We start from the raw sequence: 14,972 nt of genomic DNA, 5'->3' as shown, positions 1-14,972 counted from the left end.
TCAATGCCGATAAGCATTGTGCTGTCCGGGCTGATTTTGACCGTGCAGGCCCTTTCCGGGAACGGTCTTGCTGGCGCGGCCTGGTTTTCGGTCGTTAATGCGATAAATGCCGCCCGCCTTGCACTCGCCCGTCATCAGCTGAAGGAACCCGGAGTCCAGGATGATCTGACACGGGTTTGGCTGCGGCTTCGCTGGTTTGGCAGGCTTGCTCTTCTGGCGGGATTCACCTGGTCATTCCTTGCCATCCTAACGGCTGGATACACGACGTCTCAAGCATCGCTGCATCTAATAATTCTGGCGGGCATTTCAGCTGGCGCGGTCACGTACGGCAGCTCATATGCTGCGGCAGCGATATGCTTCATCACACCGCCACTCCTCATTGCCGCCGCATGTTTGCTGACGAAGGGAGCCCCGGAAAACTACATTCTGGCTTTTGCCGTCCTGCTTTTCGAGGGCGGCCTGGTTCGATCCTCGTTCGTTGGACAAGCGCGCTTCCGTGACGCGAGCCGCCTGAGACATCAAGCCGAGCGGCTTGCCGCGGAAATGGAGCGCAATTCCAGGGAGGACCATCTTACCGCGCTCCTCAACAGGCGGGGCCTCGAACATGCAATCGATCAGTTTGAGAACACCGATGGACCCTTTGTGGCCATGCTGATTGATCTGGACGGGTTCAAATCTGTCAACGGTACCTACGGTCACAGAACGGGTGACGAGCTGCTTGCCAGGATCGCCCGCCGAATAGAGGAAGAAGCACCGGAGGGCTCAACGCTCGCCCGCATCGGTGGGGATGAATTCGTGCTGGTTTTTTCTTCGCGAAAGAATTCTCCTTCTCCCACCAATCTCGCGTCCAATCTCATAGCCAAGCTTGCTCGCCCCTATCCTGGGATCGCATCCGTCCGCATTGGAGCGTCTATAGGAATCTACTTGGCTGAAAACCCCGGACTGACGGAAATGTTGTTGCGGGCCGACATCGCCCTTTACACAGCTAAGCGCCGCGGCAGGAATGAATTTTGTCTGTTCGGTGCCGAGCTAGCCCGGGAACTGCAACGCCGCCAGTCAATCGAACGCGATCTTCATTCGGCGATAACGATGAGAAGCTTGGTCGCTTGGTTTCAGCCAATCGTAAGACTCGAAACTGAAGCGTCGTCGGTTTTGAAGCCTTGCTAAGATGGTCTCACCCGCTTCACGGTCCCATTTCTCCGCCCGAGATCATGACAGCGGCACGCGAAACTGGAATGCTTCAGCTGCTAACTCAAACGGTATTCGCCGACTGTTGCGCTCTTATCGAGGGCTTGGTCAAAGCTGACCGTCGTGATGTTCGTGTGGCGATGAATGTTTCACCGCGCGAGTTGGAAGCTGGCGATATTGACGAGATGATTCTTAATGGTCTGGCGGCAAAAGACCTCCCTGCAACGATGTTCGACATCGAGATTACCGAAGAAGCCCCAGTGGATCCGGACAGAGTGGATGAAAAGCTCGGCCAGCTTTCACATGCTGGCATTTCTATCGCGCTCGAGGACTTCGGCACCGGTTTTTCGACGTTGGCATCGCTCAAGGACAGTCGGATCAGGAAAGTGAAAATAGATCAGGGCTTCATTCGCGGCTTAGCCAAGTCCCGGGAGAATCGGCTGCTTGTCAAAGCGGTGATTGACCTTGGTAGGACGCTCGGGATCGAGGTCATGGCCGAGGGCGTTGAAACAGAGGCAGATCGGCAAACTCTGTACAAGCTTGGCTGCAGAACCGCGCAGGGCTTCCTGTTCTCTAAGGCAGTGCCTCTCCATTTGGCACTTGATTCGGTAGTAAAAGAGCACGCGAAGGAGTTGTGACCGGCCTCTCCGTCCGTGCTGCTCGCGGAACTTTCATGTGGGGTGGACCTGACGCGCGAAAGCCGTTTCGGACGGTAGAGTTATTACGGGGGCGAAACTGAGCACGTGGTTTGGATAGCAGCAATCCGGTCCACCGGCGCACATGCAGCGGCTTCATACAAGCGTTCAAGTTGCGAGATGAGCTTGAGTGAACGACGTCGGAGAATTGCGTCCCTTGGACGCTGGTTTCGCGGTTCCCGTAGGATTCGATTACGGGAAGCGTTCTTGGCTGCTTCTCGGCTCAGCGCTCATCTGGATGAACAACGTACCCGCGGTCAAGGTTTTCGCGACCTCAACCCAGTCACCATCCCGCAACAGCAGCGGTCGGGTCCTGATCAAGCGCTCAGCCTCAGCACAGGTGCTGGAGCAACGGTAGAGCGCGGAAAACGTGTATCGGAATGCGCTGGCTCACCATAGGAAGCTGCCACGGCATGTCGAATGTCCCCAGGGGGCGGGACCGTTCCCTTGCATTTGTCTCGATGACGGGCTCTCAAAGCTAAAGCCAAGAGAGCTTTATAAAAATCGCACCCGATCGGCTGCGCAACGACGACCAGCTGAGGCCCGATCGGGTGCTAAGGTCGTGCCAAAAAAGGCGCGTCACTGTCGCATTTCTAGCCGGCTTGCGATCGGACGTCATCTCTTGGCGATCGTTGCCCCTTCTCTCAAATGCGCTTAGCGGCGCCGACGGCGAATAGCGCAAGCTTTTCCACCCGTTTCTACTCCACTACCGAGACTCGTCACCAACCTCCTTTTATTCGCTTCCATATGGCCCATCCTGTCTCCAATCGAGGAGGAGCGCGAACATGGGCCAAGCCGTAGAACGTCTCAGTCTCGGGAATTCTTCTGCTCGCCAAACTGCCGTTGTCACCGGCACCATATTTGGCAGGGTGACAGTGAACGACAAGATATCAGGCGTTCTTGTCTGGGCTGAACTATGCTTGCAAGCCATAACCCAAAAATCGCCGATCCCTTTGAATTCGAGCCGGATGAATGGGTGTTTCAAAATTTTTGGCGGTTTTAGGCAGAACCCTCCGATGGCCCGCGTACCGGTCAAGCTTCGTGAGCACTTTAGGTTCGTCGATCAGGCATAGGTTTGTATCCCATGCCACATGCTGGCCGTTTGCCTAGTTCGGAAGCCCTCGAGAGGCGTTGCTCGTCTTGGTATGGCGTCGCCCCTTTTTCCGATCCATCGGCCACGGAGCTAGAATGCTGTCTAGCTGTTGCCGCCTACTTGGTCATCCGGCATGGAGATGCCTATATACCGACCTTCGAAAGGCTGGAATACGAGGTCGAACAAATGCGGCGGAAGCTCGGAAATCGCGAGCGAGCGCAGCGCGTGCTGGCCACGCTCAACCTAAATGGCTCGGACAGCTGGAGCCGTGAGGTTGGTTCTCAAGGCCTGGATGGCGCCGCAATCACATTCGCCCGGGCGGGGTAAAAGCGATTTTTTGAAGCCACTCGCGCTTTTGCGCTAACGAAGGTCCCGCGCCGTATTTGGGCCGGATCCATTTGTGGCCCATCAGAGAAGCAATTACCTTCTCCGGCGCCTCAACTGCCGTCAGCCGGTCCTCGAAAGTGTGTCGCAGGCTATAAAGACTATGCTCGGAAGTCGGCAGAAGTTCCTTGCTGGCGAGCACCTTGTTGACGAGCGCTGAAAGTGACGCGGCCTTGTCGCGATAACGAGGAAAGCCGTCCGGATGGAGCTTGATGGCTGCAAGTGCGCCGCCAACCAAGGGAATGTCACGGGCTGAATGACCGGTCTTCAAGCGACGGCCATTGGGGCGCACCCGCACATGCGGGATTTCTTGATCGAGGTGGATTGTTTCGGTGGTGAGGTTTGCCGCTTCAGAAAGCCTGAGTCCGGTATCGGCAATCACATAGATTAGATGGCGGGCTTCGTCATTGAGTCCGTCGAGCGCGCCTTCAGCGAGTATCTTCTCCTGAATGAACTCCGCTGTGAACGCAGCGCGTTGCCCGGGGACGGCGCCGGAAAGACGCAGGTTTCGAAAAACCGGCTCCAGCTTGAGCTGGTGAGTCAGATCGACGACGCGCAGCATTTTCGAAACATGGCCGATGTCCTTGTTGGCCGTACCGATATCAAGTCCATCCTCAACGATCCGCTTTTGCCACCACTCGCGGAACGCGATTGCGTCGTCCCGAGTGAGGCTTGCGATCTCCTTGTCGCCAATGACTCCAACCAGATTGGCAACTGCGCGCTTTTTGGGGTTACGCCATTTCTTGATTTGGTTAGGCGACATGGTCAGCAAGTTCTGTTGCTCGATCGTCTCGAATTCCTTGATAAGACCGCTCAGGCGGACCGCTGGCCGCTTCTCCCCACCCATGACGGCCGAGACGTCCTGCGCGTCCTCGATCGATTTTTTGTCGAGGAGCAGCTTGATACGGGCCATGAGTTCGTCGAGCGGCCCCGCTGCTAGTTCCTCGTTAGAGCGATAGGCCAATCCAAATGACCGCGCGCGCTTCCTCGCGGCTTCGAAACGCAGCCCCGCCTCGGCGGATTGGCCTTCCCGCAGTCTACGCCAATACGCCTCCAGCCCCGCGCCGAGGCTTTGCACTGCATCTCGCGCCCGTACACCGCGGGGATCGTCAGCCACGGCGACGCCCGTGGAAATGCGTACTAGGCAGCGGCGATCAAACGCCGCGAATTCCTTCGGCACCCTGCGGACGAGATACCAGATGCCTTCACGTTTATGCGGCTTTGGCGCTGCGGAACGTCGCATTATCTTTCTCTAATGTTACACAGTTTGTTACACAGTCTAAGATAAGTTTCGCTTCGCGCTGGTCAAGCGCAACAAGGAAGCTTTTGAAAGGAAACGATTATTATGGAAGCTAAATGGCGGAGAGGGAGGGATTCGAACCCCCGATACCCTTGCGAGTATGCCGCATTTCGAGTGCGGTGCATTCGACCACTCTGCCACCTCTCCGCGAGGTCATGGTCGGCCGTTGCCGGCGCGGCGCACTAGATAACGGGTGACTGCTAGAGTTACAAGGCCCTATTCGAGTGAATTCCAGCTTCCGCGAAAAGGGACAGCGAGGGAACGGACCGATGTTTGCCGGCAACGCCGCGCGCGGCCTCTTCAGAGACAGGGCCGTTTGCCTTGACTCCAGCGCAACCTTCGGTTAGGGACAGCCCGCATTCGGCGTGGAGGCTCTTCCGCGCCGAATGTTTTTTGAACCCGCAGACTGACAAAAAGACGGCCGAACCGCCCGAGGCGGTTCATCGAGGCCGACCGAACAGCGAAAGGCAAAAAATGTTCGCAGTCATCAAAACGGGCGGCAAGCAGTATCGCGTCGCCGCCAACGATCTCCTGAAGATCGAGAAGCTCGAAGCCAAGGTCGGCGATATCGTCGAGATCGGCAATGTGCTCGCGCATGGCGAGGGCGAGAATGTCACTTTCGGCGCGCCGTTCGTCGATGGCGCTCTGGTCACGGCGGAAGTCGTCGAGCAGGGCAAGAACCGCACCGTCATCGCTTTCAAGAAGCGCCGCCGCCAGAATTCGCGCCGCAAGATCGGCCACCGCCAGCTTCTGACCACCGTCCGGATCGCCGAGATCCTGCTGGGTGGTGCCAAGCCGTCGAAGAAGGCCGCAGCGAAGCCGGAAGCCAAGGCAGAGGCCAAGGCTGAAGTCGCCGCCGAGGCGAAGGCCGAGGCCACTCCGAAGGAGCCGAAGGCCAAGAAGGAAACCAAGGCAGAGGCCGCTTCCGGTGAAGAGGCAAAGGCCGCGCCGCTGTTCAAGGCGCCAAAGGGCGAGCCGGACGACCTGACCGTGATCAAGGGCATCGGCCCGGTCGCGGCGAAGGACCTCGCCGAGCAGGGCATCATCACCTTCGCGCAGCTCGCCAAGCTCAGCGACAAGGACGTCGCCAAGATCGACGAGCACATGCCGTTCAGCGCCGACCAGATCAAGGACTGGCGCGAGCAGGCCAAGGAACTGGCGAAGAAGTAATTTTTCCGGCGACGATCGTCGCCGGTACGGACTTGAAACGGAACGCGAACGCGTTCATAAGACCATTCAAGCGCCTCAGGGCGCATCGGAGTTAGTCAAATGGCACACAAGAAAGCTGGCGGTTCGTCGCGCAATGGTCGCGATTCGCACTCCAAGCGTCTGGGCGTGAAGAAGTTCGGCGGCGAAGCCGTCGTCGCCGGCAACATCATCATTCGTCAGCGCGGCACGCAATGGCATCCGGGCACCAATGTTGGCATGGGCACGGACCACACCCTTTTTGCGCTCGAAGCCGGCGCAGTCACCTTCAACAAGAAAGCCAACGGCCGAACCTACGTATCGGTGAACCCGATTACCAAAGCAGCGGAGTAGCCGGTTCCGCACCATAACACCGGCGCCCATCTCGGGAACCGGTGTCTGGCCAGGCCAGGAAAAGGATCAGGAGAGATGGGCTCGCCCTCTCTCCTTTTTCATTTTTTCTTGCCCTGGAGGACTAAAATGGTTGCCGAAGCGGAAGATACCGAAGACGAAAGTTACGCGATCGATTGCCCGGCGCTGGCCACCGAGCGGCTGGTCATGCGCGCCCCGCGCGAGAGCGATCTCGAGCAACTCGTCACGCTTGCCGACAACCGACATGTCGCCGAAATGCTGGCCCGCATGCCGCATCCCTATGGCGAAGCCGAGGGCCGCACCTTCCTTGCCATGGCGGCGTCGCGGCGCGCCGGCATCGTCTATGCCCTGACGCTCAAGGACAGCGGCACCTTCGTCGGCTGCGCGGGCTTGAACACCACCGATCGCGGGCTGGAGCTCGGCTACTGGATCGGCGAGCCCCATTGGAAGCGCGGCTACGCGACGGAGGCCGCGCATGCGCTGGTCGACCTCGCCTTCCAGCGGACCCCGATCCAGGTGCTGCATGCCTCGACCCGGGTGATCAATCCGGCGTCGCGGCGGGTCATCCACAAATGCGGCTTCCAGTATGCCGGCCAGGGCATGCTGAACTCGATCGTCGCCGGCCAGGTGCCTGTCGAGCGTTACCGCTTGGATCGCAAGACGTGGAACAGTCTTCGCAACTGGATCCACTATTGATCGGTGCTTCGGAAGGTTGAGCGGCGCGCCCTCACCCGGATTGCCAGCCGAATTGCGAAGAGCAATTCGGGGCAATCCGACCTCTCCCCAAGGGGAGAGGAGCAGGTAAGCGCCGGCGCCAAGCCCTTCTCCCCGAGGGGAGAAAGTGGCCGCGAAGCGGCCGGATGAGGGGGAGGCCGGAGCTCAACTCAGCTCGGCCCAGAGCGGCAAATGGTCGGAGCCGACGGCGTCCCGGTCGGACCACAGGCGCTTCAGCGATCTGGCGAGCGAGGCGCTGGTGAAGATGTAGTCGATGCATTTGTGGCGGCTTTTGTCGGCGGGCCGCTCAGGATCCACCCAGGTGATGAGGTCGGCGACCGTCAGACGCTGGGCGACGTCGACGGCGAGATCGGCGGTCAGCGGCATGCCGAACTCATGATCCGGGCGGCCGGCGAGCTCGACATATTCGGGCGACCCCGGCAGCATGTTGAAGTCGCCCATGACGATGAAGGCTTCCGGGTAGGGCAGGTCCGGCAGGCCGATCTCGGGAATGCCCGACAGGCCGCCGCCTTCCAGCGCGTAGTTCAAGAGGCGCTGGCGCAGGAAACGGATCTGACCCTGGCGCTCGACCGGGCTGCGGTGGTCGAGATGGGTGGAATAGAAGCGGATGAAGCCGAGCGGCGTCTCGATCAGCGCTTCGAGGGCGCCGCGCTGGAAGTTCATGGTCTCGAGGCTGCGGCTGCGCGGCAGAAGGAGATTGCGCGACAGATGGATGGGCGTCTTCGACAGCACCATGTTGCCGAGCTGGAAAGAGGTCGAGACGGCGCGGCCGTTCTCCAGCCGCGAGCCGATATTGACCTCGAAATTGCTGCCATAGGCGGCAAAATAGTCGGGCAGCGCCTCGCCGATCTCGGCCACCATGTCGCGACCGCCGTTGCGCGGATTGTTGCGGGTCACTTCCTGCAGCGCGACGACATCGGCGCCGCGTACCGCGTCGGCGATACGGCCGACATCGTATTTGCCGTCGAGGCCGATGCCGTATTGGATGTTGTAGGTGACGATCTTCATTTCCGCGCCCCTCCAATCACGTCCCCGCAACAGTGCTACCGCGTCCCCGGCTAAAGGGCATCCGGCGCTTTAGTCGCAAATCGGCCTCGCGCTGTGCCGCACCTTGGTTTAGAGCAATCCCGCAAGCGCAATAGCAGAAACTCGAAACGATGAAATTCCTCGACCAGGCCAAAGTTTATATCCGCTCCGGCGACGGCGGCGCCGGATCGGTGTCGTTCCGGCGTGAGAAATTCATCGAGTTCGGCGGCCCGGACGGCGGCGACGGCGGCCGCGGCGGCGATGTCTGGGCGGAAGCGGTCGACGGACTGAACACGCTGATCGACTATCGCTACCAGCAGCATTTCAAGGCCAAGACCGGCATGCATGGCATGGGCCGCAACATGACCGGAGCGAAAGGCGCCGACATTACGCTGAAAGTGCCCGCCGGCACGCAGATCTTCGCCGAGGACAATGAGACGCTGATCTGCGACCTGACCGTGGTCGGCCAGCGCTTCCTGCTGGCCAAAGGCGGCAATGGCGGCTTCGGCAACCAGCATTTCAAGACTTCGACCAACCAGGCGCCGCGCCGCGCCAATCCCGGCCTGCCTGGCGAGGAGCTCAGCATCTGGCTCCGGCTCAAGCTGATCGCCGATGCCGGCCTGGTCGGGCTGCCCAATGCCGGCAAATCGACTTTCCTGGCCGCCGTTACCGCGGCCAAGCCGAAGATCGCCGACTATCCGTTCACCACGCTCTATCCCGGCCTTGGCGTCGCCCGCATCGACGGCCGCGAATTCGTGCTCGCCGACATTCCAGGCCTGATCGAGGGCGCGCATGAGGGCGTCGGCATCGGCGACCGCTTCCTTGGCCATGTCGAGCGCACGCGCGTGCTGCTGCATCTGGTCTCGGCGCAGGAGGAAAATCCCGGCAAGGCCTACAAGACGGTGCGCGCCGAGCTCGAAGCCTATGGTCATGGGTTGACCGACAAGGTCGAGATCGTCGCGCTTTCCCAGGTCGATATTCTCGACGCGGAGGCCCGCAAGAAGAAGGCGGCCTCGCTGAAGCGTGCCGCCGGTCGCGCGCCGATGCTTGTCTCGGCCGTCACCGGCGAGGGCGTCGAGGCCGTGCTGCGGGCGCTGATGGCGGTGGTCGCCGAGGCGCGCGACGCCGTGCCCGCTCCTGTCGAGACGCGCTGGCAGCAATGACGATGAAGTCGCTCAAATCCTACAAACGCATCACGGTTAAGATCGGCTCGGCGCTGCTCGTCGACCGCGCGACGGGCTTGAAGCGCGACTGGCTGACCTCGCTTGCAGACGACATCACGGTGCTGGCCAATGCCGGCGCGGAGGTGCTGGTCGTTTCGTCCGGCGCAATTGCGCTTGGCCGCACCATTCTCGGGCTGGGCAAGCGCGCGCTGAAGCTCGAGGAGAGCCAGGCGGCGGCGGCCGTCGGCCAGATCGCGCTCGCCGGCGCGTGGTCGGACGCGCTTGGCAAGGATGGGCTGAAATCCGGCCAGATCCTCCTGACGCTCGGCGACACCGAGGAGCGCCGCCGCTACCTAAACGCGCGCGCGACGATCTCGACGCTGCTCAAGATGAAGGCGGTGCCGGTCATCAACGAGAACGACACGGTGGCGACCTCGGAAATCCGCTATGGCGACAATGACCGGCTGGCGGCGCGGGTGGCGACGATGATGGGCGCTGATCTGCTGGTGCTGCTTTCCGACATTGACGGGCTCTACACGGCGCCGCCGGCCAAGGATCCGCAGGCGAAGTTCATTCCGATGGTCGATCGGATCACGCCCGACATCGAGGCGATGGCGGGCGCCGCCGCGTCCGAGCTGTCGCGCGGCGGCATGCGGACCAAGCTCGATGCCGGCAAGATCGCCAATGCCGCCGGCACGGCGATGATCATCACCTCCGGCACCAGGCTGTCGCCGCTGATGGCGATCGAGCGCGGCGAGCGCGCGACCTTCTTCAAGCCGAGCGCCAATCCGGTGAAGGGCTACAAGACCTGGATCGCCGGGCAGCTCGAGCCGGCCGGCCGGCTCACCGTCGATGCCGGCGCCATCGGCGCGCTGAAATCGGGCAAGTCTTTGCTGCCGGCCGGGGTAAAACTGGTCAGCGGCAATTTCTCGCGCGGCGACACGGTGGCGATCCTGTCGCCCGAAGGCCGTGAGATCGCGCGCGGCCTTGTTGCCTATGATGCCGCCGATGCCGTAAGGATCGCGGGATTGAAGACGGCCGAGATCGAAAATGTGCTCGGCTACGAGGCGCGTTCCGCGATGATCCATCGCGACGACCTTGTGGTAAGCGTCGCCGGCGACCACGTATTGGCCGACGACTAAGGATTGACCGACGACGAGGCGGAGGATGACCATGCTGAAGCTGCATGAAAAATCCAGCGAAGACACGGTGGCGCTGATGGCCGATATCGGCCGCCGCGCACGCGCCTCCGCCCGACCGTTGGCTATCGCCTCCACCAAGGCCAAGAATGCCGCGCTTGTCGCCATGGCCGACGCGATCCTGCGCAACGAGCAGGCGATCCTCGAGGCCAACGCCATCGACATGTCGAACGGCGAGGAGGCCGGGCTGTCCGGTTCCTTCATGGACCGGCTGAAGCTTGACACCTGGCGAATCAAGGCCATGGCCGACGGCATTCGCGAGATCGCCGCGCTCAAGGATCCGGTCGGCGACGTCATCGCCCAATGGGACCGGCCGAACGGGCTGCATATCGAGCGCGTGCGCACGCCGCTCGGCGTCATCGGCGTCATCTATGAAAGCCGGCCGAATGTAACGGCGGATGCCGGCGCGCTCTGCCTCAAGGCGGGCAATCCGGTAATCCTGCGCGGTGGCTCGGATTCGCTCAATTCTTCCTCGGCGATCCATGCCTGCATGGTCGAAGGGCTGAAGGCTGCCGGCCTGCCGCAGGATGCCATTCAATTGGTGCCGACCACCGATCGCGCCGCCGTCGGGGAGATGCTCAAAGGCTTAAGCGGCAATCTCGATGTCATCATCCCGCGCGGCGGCAAAAGCCTGGTCGGGCGCGTGCAGACCGAGGCGCGGGTGCCGGTCTTCGCGCATCTCGAAGGCATCTGCCATCTCTATATCGACCGTTCAGCCGATCTCGACATGGCGGTGAAGATCGCGGTCAACGCCAAGATGCGGCGCACCGGCGTTTGCGGCGCCGCCGAGACGCTGCTGGTCGACCGCGCTGTGGCCGCCACGCATCTGGTGCCGATCCTGGAAGCGCTGCGCGCCGGCGGCTGCGAGATCCATGCCGACCAAGAGGTGCTTAAGGCTTTCTCCGAAGCCAGCCCGGCGACCGACGCCGACTGGGTGACGGAATATCTCGATGCCATCATCGCGGTGAAACTGGTCGACGGCGTCGCCGGCGCGATCGAGCATATCGAGACCTTCTCGTCGCACCACACCGAGGCGATCATCGCCGAGAACGCGCAAGCGGTGGAAAAATTCTTCAACGAGATCGACTCGGCGATCCTGCTGCACAACGCCTCGACACAGTTCGCCGATGGTGGCGAGTTCGGCATGGGCGCCGAGATCGGCATCGCCACCGGCAAGATGCATGCGCGCGGGCCGGTCGGCGTCGAGCAGCTCACTTCGTTCAAATACCGCGTGCGCGGCTCGGGGCAGGTGAGGCCTTGATGTCGCTTGCCTTAAGGGGCTGAAGCTTGCGCCCAGGCCCCCCTCTCTGGCTTGCCGGGTGCGGCCCTTCGCTATCGCTCCGGGCGTTCGTCGTTCGGAAAGCCAAGCAATTGGCTTCCCGTCCGCTTCGCGGACCACTCCTCACCCCCCTCAAGGGGAGAGATTGGATGTCGCCTTGGCTTTCGCCAATCGCCAAGGTTGCAAGGAGAGGCGAGGCGCCTGAGCTGCCAATCTCCCCCCTTGAGGGGGAGATGCCCGGCAGGGCAGAGAGGGGGGCCTAGCACCATGCTTTCCCCGTCCGAACCCCCCGTCTCCCCCCGCTATTTCCGCATGCCCCACGCCGCCAGGGGCCTGACCGTCGGTCTCTTCGGCGGCTCGTTCAATCCGCCGCATGCCGGACATGCGCTGGTTGCCGAGATCGCGCTGCGGCGCCTGGCGCTCGACCAGCTGTGGTGGATGGTGACGCCCGGCAATCCGCTGAAAAGCGCGCGCGAACTCGCGCCGCTCGCCGAGCGCATCGAGCTGTCCGAAAAGATCGCCAGGAATCCCAGGATCAAGGTCACGGCCTTCGAAGCGGCGCAGCATGTGCGCTATACCGCCGACACCCTGGCCCTGGTCAAGGCGCGCAATCCGGGCGTCGATTTCGTCTGGATCATGGGCGCGGACTCCTTGCGCGACTTCCACCGCTGGCAGCGCTGGCGCGAGATCGTGCTGACCTTCCCGATCGCGGTCATCGACCGTCCGGGCGCGACGCTCTCCTTCCTGTCGTCGGTGGTCGCCAAGACCTTCGACTATGCCCGTATCGACGAGGGCGACGCGCCGCTGCTCGCCCGCATGCAGGCGCCGGCCTGGACCTTCATCCACGGGCCGCGTTCGTCGCTGTCGTCCACCGCGATCCGCAAGGCTGCGAGGGGCTGAGCGCCCTCCTTCCCCACAAGGGGGGAAGGGAAGGCCTGTGATGTCGCTTTTGCGGCGGCCTTTTGCTCTCCGGTAAGCGATGTTGACAAGCGATGCTGGAGACAACCCCCACCACGACCGACGCCGTCCGCGCCGAACAACCGGCGCCGCTGATCGCCATTGCCAGCGTTATCGTGTCGATGGCGCTGATCGCGATCGGCAATGGGCTGATGTTCGCCTATATCCCGGTGCGGCTCGGCGCCGACGGGTTCGACCCGACCTGGGCCGGTCTGATCGTCACCGGGCTTTCGGCCGGCGGACTGGCCGGCTGCATCCTGACCGGGCCGCTGGTCCGGCGCGTCGGCCACGCCCGCGCCTTCATGGTGCTCTCAGCGCTGATCGCGCTTTCCAACGCGGCGATTGGCGCCGGGCCGATCCCGCTTCTGTGGATCGCCGCGCGGGCGCTTTACGGCTTTGCCATCTGCGGGCTGTTCATCGTCGCGCAGAGCTGGCTGAACGATGCCCTGCCCAATTCGATCCGCGGCCGGGTGATGGCGGTGTTCTACGTCGCCTATATCGCTGGGCTGGGCGTGGGTTACGCGACGCTCGCCGCGGTCGACATCCACACGGCCGCCGCGTCGCTGATCGGCATCACCTTCACCGCGCTCTCCATCCTGCCGGTCGGCATGACCAGGCTTGCGCAACCGCCGGCGCCACAGGCGGCATCGGTGGCGCTGCGCAGCGCCTGGCGCATCTCGCCGGTCGGCGTCGCCGGGATGCTCGCCGTCGGCGGCCTGTCGATGATCGTTTCTGGCTTCGCGCCGATCCACGCCACCGCCAAGGGCTACAGCCAGGCCGATGTGGCGCTGCTGTTGTCGGCGATGCCGGTCGGTACGCTGATCCTGCAGATCCCGCTCGGCTGGATTTCCGACCGCACCGACCGGCGCTACGTGCTTGCTGGCGCGGCGGCGCTGGCGACCGTCGCCAGCGTGCTTGCCATCGTCTTCGACGGCGGCGCGCTGATGGCGCTGGTGGTGATCTATCTGATCTGGGACGGAGCGTCGGAATCGATTTACGCGCTCTCCAGCGCGCATGCCGCCGACCGCGCCGCCAAGGACGAGCTTCTGGCGCTGTCGAGCTCGATGCTCTTTGCCTGGTCGCTGGCCGGCTTCATCGTGCCCGGCATCGTCACGGCGCTTTCCGCCGTCTTCGGCACCGCCACCTTCATCTATGTCGGCATCGCGATCGCATCGGCCTTCTGCCTGTTCGTGCTGTGGCGCGTGACGGCGGGCCGGCCGACACCGGCGGCCACGAACGGCAGTTTCGCGCCGATGTCGGCGCAGACGCCGCTGCCGGTTGAGCTTGCCTTCGCCCCGGACGAGAAGCCCCGGCAGGATTGAGGGGGCTACTGCTTGCGCGCTTCCGGCGCCGGCACTTCCGGCGGCGGCAGCGGGATTGAGATGCCTTCGCTGTCGAAGGCCTGCTTGGCGCGCTTGGTCATGTCGATCTGGGTCGAGAAATAGTCGGCGGCCGATGTCCAGTAGCGCAAGGTGAGCGAAACGGTCGCGTCGCCGAGACTCGCGATGAAGGCGATCGGAGGCGGTTCGCGCCGGATGCGCCTTTCGGCGCCGGCGATGGCAAGCAGCGTCTTCTGCCCGCGGTCGATATCGTTCCAGGAGCCGATGCTCAAGGTCACGTCGGTGCGGCGCACGCCGTTGCGGGTGAAATTGCGCACCGGCTGGTTCCACAGCGTCGAGTTGGGCGCCAATATGTAGACGCCTTCGGCGGTGCGCAGCTTGGTGGCGAAGAGGCCGATCTCCTCGACGGTGCCCGCAATCGCGCCGACCTCGACGTTCTCGCCGATGCGGAAGGGCCTCAGCGCCAGAAGCATGATGCCGGCGGCGATGTTCTGCAGCGTGCCCTGCAATGCCAGTCCGATGGCGAGGCCGGCAGCGCCGATCGCGGCGATGATGGAGGCCGTCTGCACGCCGAACTGGCCAAGCACCATGATGGTGACGAGGATCAGGATGGCGTAGCGCACGACCTGCGAGAAGAAATGCCGCAAGGTCTCGTCGAAGCCGTGGATATGGCCAAGGCCGGCGTAGATGGAGCGTTCGGCAAGCCCGGCGACCAGATAGCCGACAACCAAAAGGATCACGGCGCCGATGGCCGAGAAGGAATAGGAAACGATCAAGGTGCTGAGCTGGGCGAGCCCGGCCTGGATGGTGATGAGGGCGCTTTGCGGATCGGTGGGCATGGCGGGGATCCCGTTGGTCGGTGCGCCGATAACCCATGCGTCCGGGATCAGTTCCCCCTTTTCAGACACTCCTAAAACAGCAATCCGGACCGAGGCGCGGCCCAGGCAAAAGAGGCCGTCGTCTTGAAACTGCAACGGAACTCTGCCTATCTAAGTGGTGTCACCTGATTTGCAGGGTGATTTGGTTGTTCTTGTTGGGAAAGGAAACACACTGAGA

The 14,972-nt window shown here is 62.5% G+C and carries 13 protein-coding genes and 1 tRNA gene; 10 read left to right on the top strand and 4 right to left on the bottom strand.

Annotation, left to right across the window (positions count from 1 at the left end; all coding sequences use genetic code 11):
- Positions 1-3: 3 nt before the first annotated feature.
- On the top strand, positions 4-1,167 hold the full coding sequence (locus tag EN852_RS42355) for a GGDEF domain-containing protein (RefSeq protein ID WP_245455339.1): 1,164 nt from the start codon (positions 4-6) through the stop codon (positions 1,165-1,167).
- On the top strand, positions 1,161-1,826 hold the full coding sequence (locus EN852_RS42350) for an EAL domain-containing protein (protein ID WP_245454739.1): 666 nt from the start codon (positions 1,161-1,163) through the stop codon (positions 1,824-1,826). The genes EN852_RS42355 and EN852_RS42350 overlap by 7 nt, the downstream gene beginning before the upstream one ends.
- A 1,454-nt stretch (positions 1,827-3,280) precedes the next feature.
- Here the strand turns inward: EN852_RS42350 and EN852_RS16815 are convergent.
- Together EN852_RS16815 and EN852_RS16810 are read right to left on the bottom strand one after the other, a co-directional pair.
- On the bottom strand, positions 3,281-4,603 hold the full coding sequence (locus EN852_RS16815; protein WP_126057794.1) for an integrase: 1,323 nt from the start codon (positions 4,601-4,603) through the stop codon (positions 3,281-3,283).
- A gap of 114 nt (positions 4,604-4,717) precedes the next feature.
- A tRNA-Ser gene (locus EN852_RS16810) sits at positions 4,718-4,807 on the bottom strand.
- A gap of 327 nt (positions 4,808-5,134) precedes the next feature.
- Between EN852_RS16810 and EN852_RS16805 the strand changes: the two genes are divergently transcribed.
- From EN852_RS16805 to EN852_RS16795, 3 genes are all read left to right on the top strand, one after another.
- A complete protein-coding gene (locus EN852_RS16805; RefSeq protein WP_127876200.1) occupies positions 5,135-5,830 on the top strand; it encodes a 50S ribosomal protein L21 in 696 nt (231 codons plus the stop codon).
- Positions 5,831-5,929: 99 nt separating this feature from the next.
- Positions 5,930-6,199 (top strand): 50S ribosomal protein L27, encoded by a 270-nt coding sequence (gene rpmA / locus EN852_RS16800; protein WP_040991608.1) that lies wholly within the window; start codon positions 5,930-5,932, stop codon positions 6,197-6,199.
- 126 nt (positions 6,200-6,325) lie between these two features.
- Positions 6,326-6,913 carry a GNAT family protein gene (locus EN852_RS16795; RefSeq protein WP_127876199.1) on the top strand — a complete coding sequence of 196 codons (588 nt, stop codon included), beginning with the start codon at positions 6,326-6,328 and terminating at the stop codon, positions 6,911-6,913.
- Between the two features lie 183 nt (positions 6,914-7,096).
- Here EN852_RS16795 and EN852_RS16790 read toward each other — a convergent pair whose 3' ends face one another.
- Positions 7,097-7,960 (bottom strand): endonuclease/exonuclease/phosphatase family protein, encoded by an 864-nt coding sequence (locus tag EN852_RS16790; protein ID WP_127876198.1) that lies wholly within the window; start codon positions 7,958-7,960, stop codon positions 7,097-7,099.
- A 149-nt stretch (positions 7,961-8,109) separates the two neighbouring features.
- Between EN852_RS16790 and obgE the strand changes: the two genes are divergently transcribed.
- The 5 genes from obgE (at position 8,110) to EN852_RS16765 (ending at position 13,898) form a co-directional block, all read left to right on the top strand.
- A complete protein-coding gene (gene obgE / locus EN852_RS16785) occupies positions 8,110-9,141 on the top strand; it encodes a GTPase ObgE (RefSeq protein ID WP_127876197.1) in 1,032 nt (343 codons plus the stop codon).
- A 2-nt stretch (positions 9,142-9,143) separates the two neighbouring features.
- A complete protein-coding gene (proB, locus tag EN852_RS16780) occupies positions 9,144-10,283 on the top strand; it encodes a glutamate 5-kinase (protein WP_127876196.1) in 1,140 nt (379 codons plus the stop codon).
- 31 nt (positions 10,284-10,314) lie between these two features.
- Positions 10,315-11,601 (top strand): glutamate-5-semialdehyde dehydrogenase, encoded by a 1,287-nt coding sequence (locus EN852_RS16775; protein WP_127876210.1) that lies wholly within the window; start codon positions 10,315-10,317, stop codon positions 11,599-11,601.
- A 330-nt stretch (positions 11,602-11,931) separates the two neighbouring features.
- Positions 11,932-12,519: a nicotinate-nucleotide adenylyltransferase gene (locus EN852_RS16770; RefSeq protein WP_127876209.1), complete on the top strand. Its 588-nt coding sequence runs from the start codon at positions 11,932-11,934 to the stop codon at positions 12,517-12,519.
- 92 nt (positions 12,520-12,611) lie between these two features.
- The gene (locus EN852_RS16765) at positions 12,612-13,898 is read left to right on the top strand and encodes an MFS transporter (RefSeq protein ID WP_127876195.1); all 1,287 of its coding nucleotides are present in this window, start codon (positions 12,612-12,614) and stop codon (positions 13,896-13,898) included.
- A gap of 5 nt (positions 13,899-13,903) precedes the next feature.
- On the opposite strand, the gene EN852_RS16760 is transcribed toward EN852_RS16765, so the two are convergent.
- Positions 13,904-14,755: a mechanosensitive ion channel family protein gene (locus EN852_RS16760; protein ID WP_127876194.1), complete on the bottom strand. Its 852-nt coding sequence runs from the start codon at positions 14,753-14,755 to the stop codon at positions 13,904-13,906.
- Positions 14,756-14,972 lie beyond the last annotated feature (217 nt).

The organism is Mesorhizobium sp. M2E.F.Ca.ET.209.01.1.1 (assembly GCF_004010375.2).
GTDB lineage: Bacteria > Pseudomonadota > Alphaproteobacteria > Rhizobiales > Rhizobiaceae > Mesorhizobium.
The sequence above is the reverse complement of the archived record's forward strand: the minus strand, read 5'-3'. Positions and strand labels throughout refer to the sequence as shown.

Bases quoted from the DNA above. Each gene is read 5' to 3' on its own strand.
- EN852_RS42355 (WP_245455339.1), top strand. From the start codon at position 4: ATGCCGATAAGCATTGTGCTGTCCGGGCTGATTTTGACCGTGCAGGCC.
- EN852_RS16815 (WP_126057794.1), bottom strand. From the start codon at position 4,603: ATGCGACGTTCCGCAGCGCCAAAGCCGCATAAACGTGAAGGCATCTGG.
- EN852_RS16805 (WP_127876200.1), top strand. From the start codon at position 5,135: ATGTTCGCAGTCATCAAAACGGGCGGCAAGCAGTATCGCGTCGCCGCC.
- rpmA (WP_040991608.1), top strand. From the start codon at position 5,930: ATGGCACACAAGAAAGCTGGCGGTTCGTCGCGCAATGGTCGCGATTCG.
- EN852_RS16795 (WP_127876199.1), top strand. From the start codon at position 6,326: ATGGTTGCCGAAGCGGAAGATACCGAAGACGAAAGTTACGCGATCGAT.
- EN852_RS16790 (WP_127876198.1), bottom strand. From the start codon at position 7,960: ATGAAGATCGTCACCTACAACATCCAATACGGCATCGGCCTCGACGGC.
- obgE (WP_127876197.1), top strand. From the start codon at position 8,110: ATGAAATTCCTCGACCAGGCCAAAGTTTATATCCGCTCCGGCGACGGC.
- proB (WP_127876196.1), top strand. From the start codon at position 9,144: ATGAAGTCGCTCAAATCCTACAAACGCATCACGGTTAAGATCGGCTCG.
- EN852_RS16775 (WP_127876210.1), top strand. From the start codon at position 10,315: ATGCTGAAGCTGCATGAAAAATCCAGCGAAGACACGGTGGCGCTGATG.
- EN852_RS16770 (WP_127876209.1), top strand. From the start codon at position 11,932: ATGCCCCACGCCGCCAGGGGCCTGACCGTCGGTCTCTTCGGCGGCTCG.
- EN852_RS16765 (WP_127876195.1), top strand. From the start codon at position 12,612: ATGCTGGAGACAACCCCCACCACGACCGACGCCGTCCGCGCCGAACAA.
- EN852_RS16760 (WP_127876194.1), bottom strand. From the start codon at position 14,755: ATGCCCACCGATCCGCAAAGCGCCCTCATCACCATCCAGGCCGGGCTC.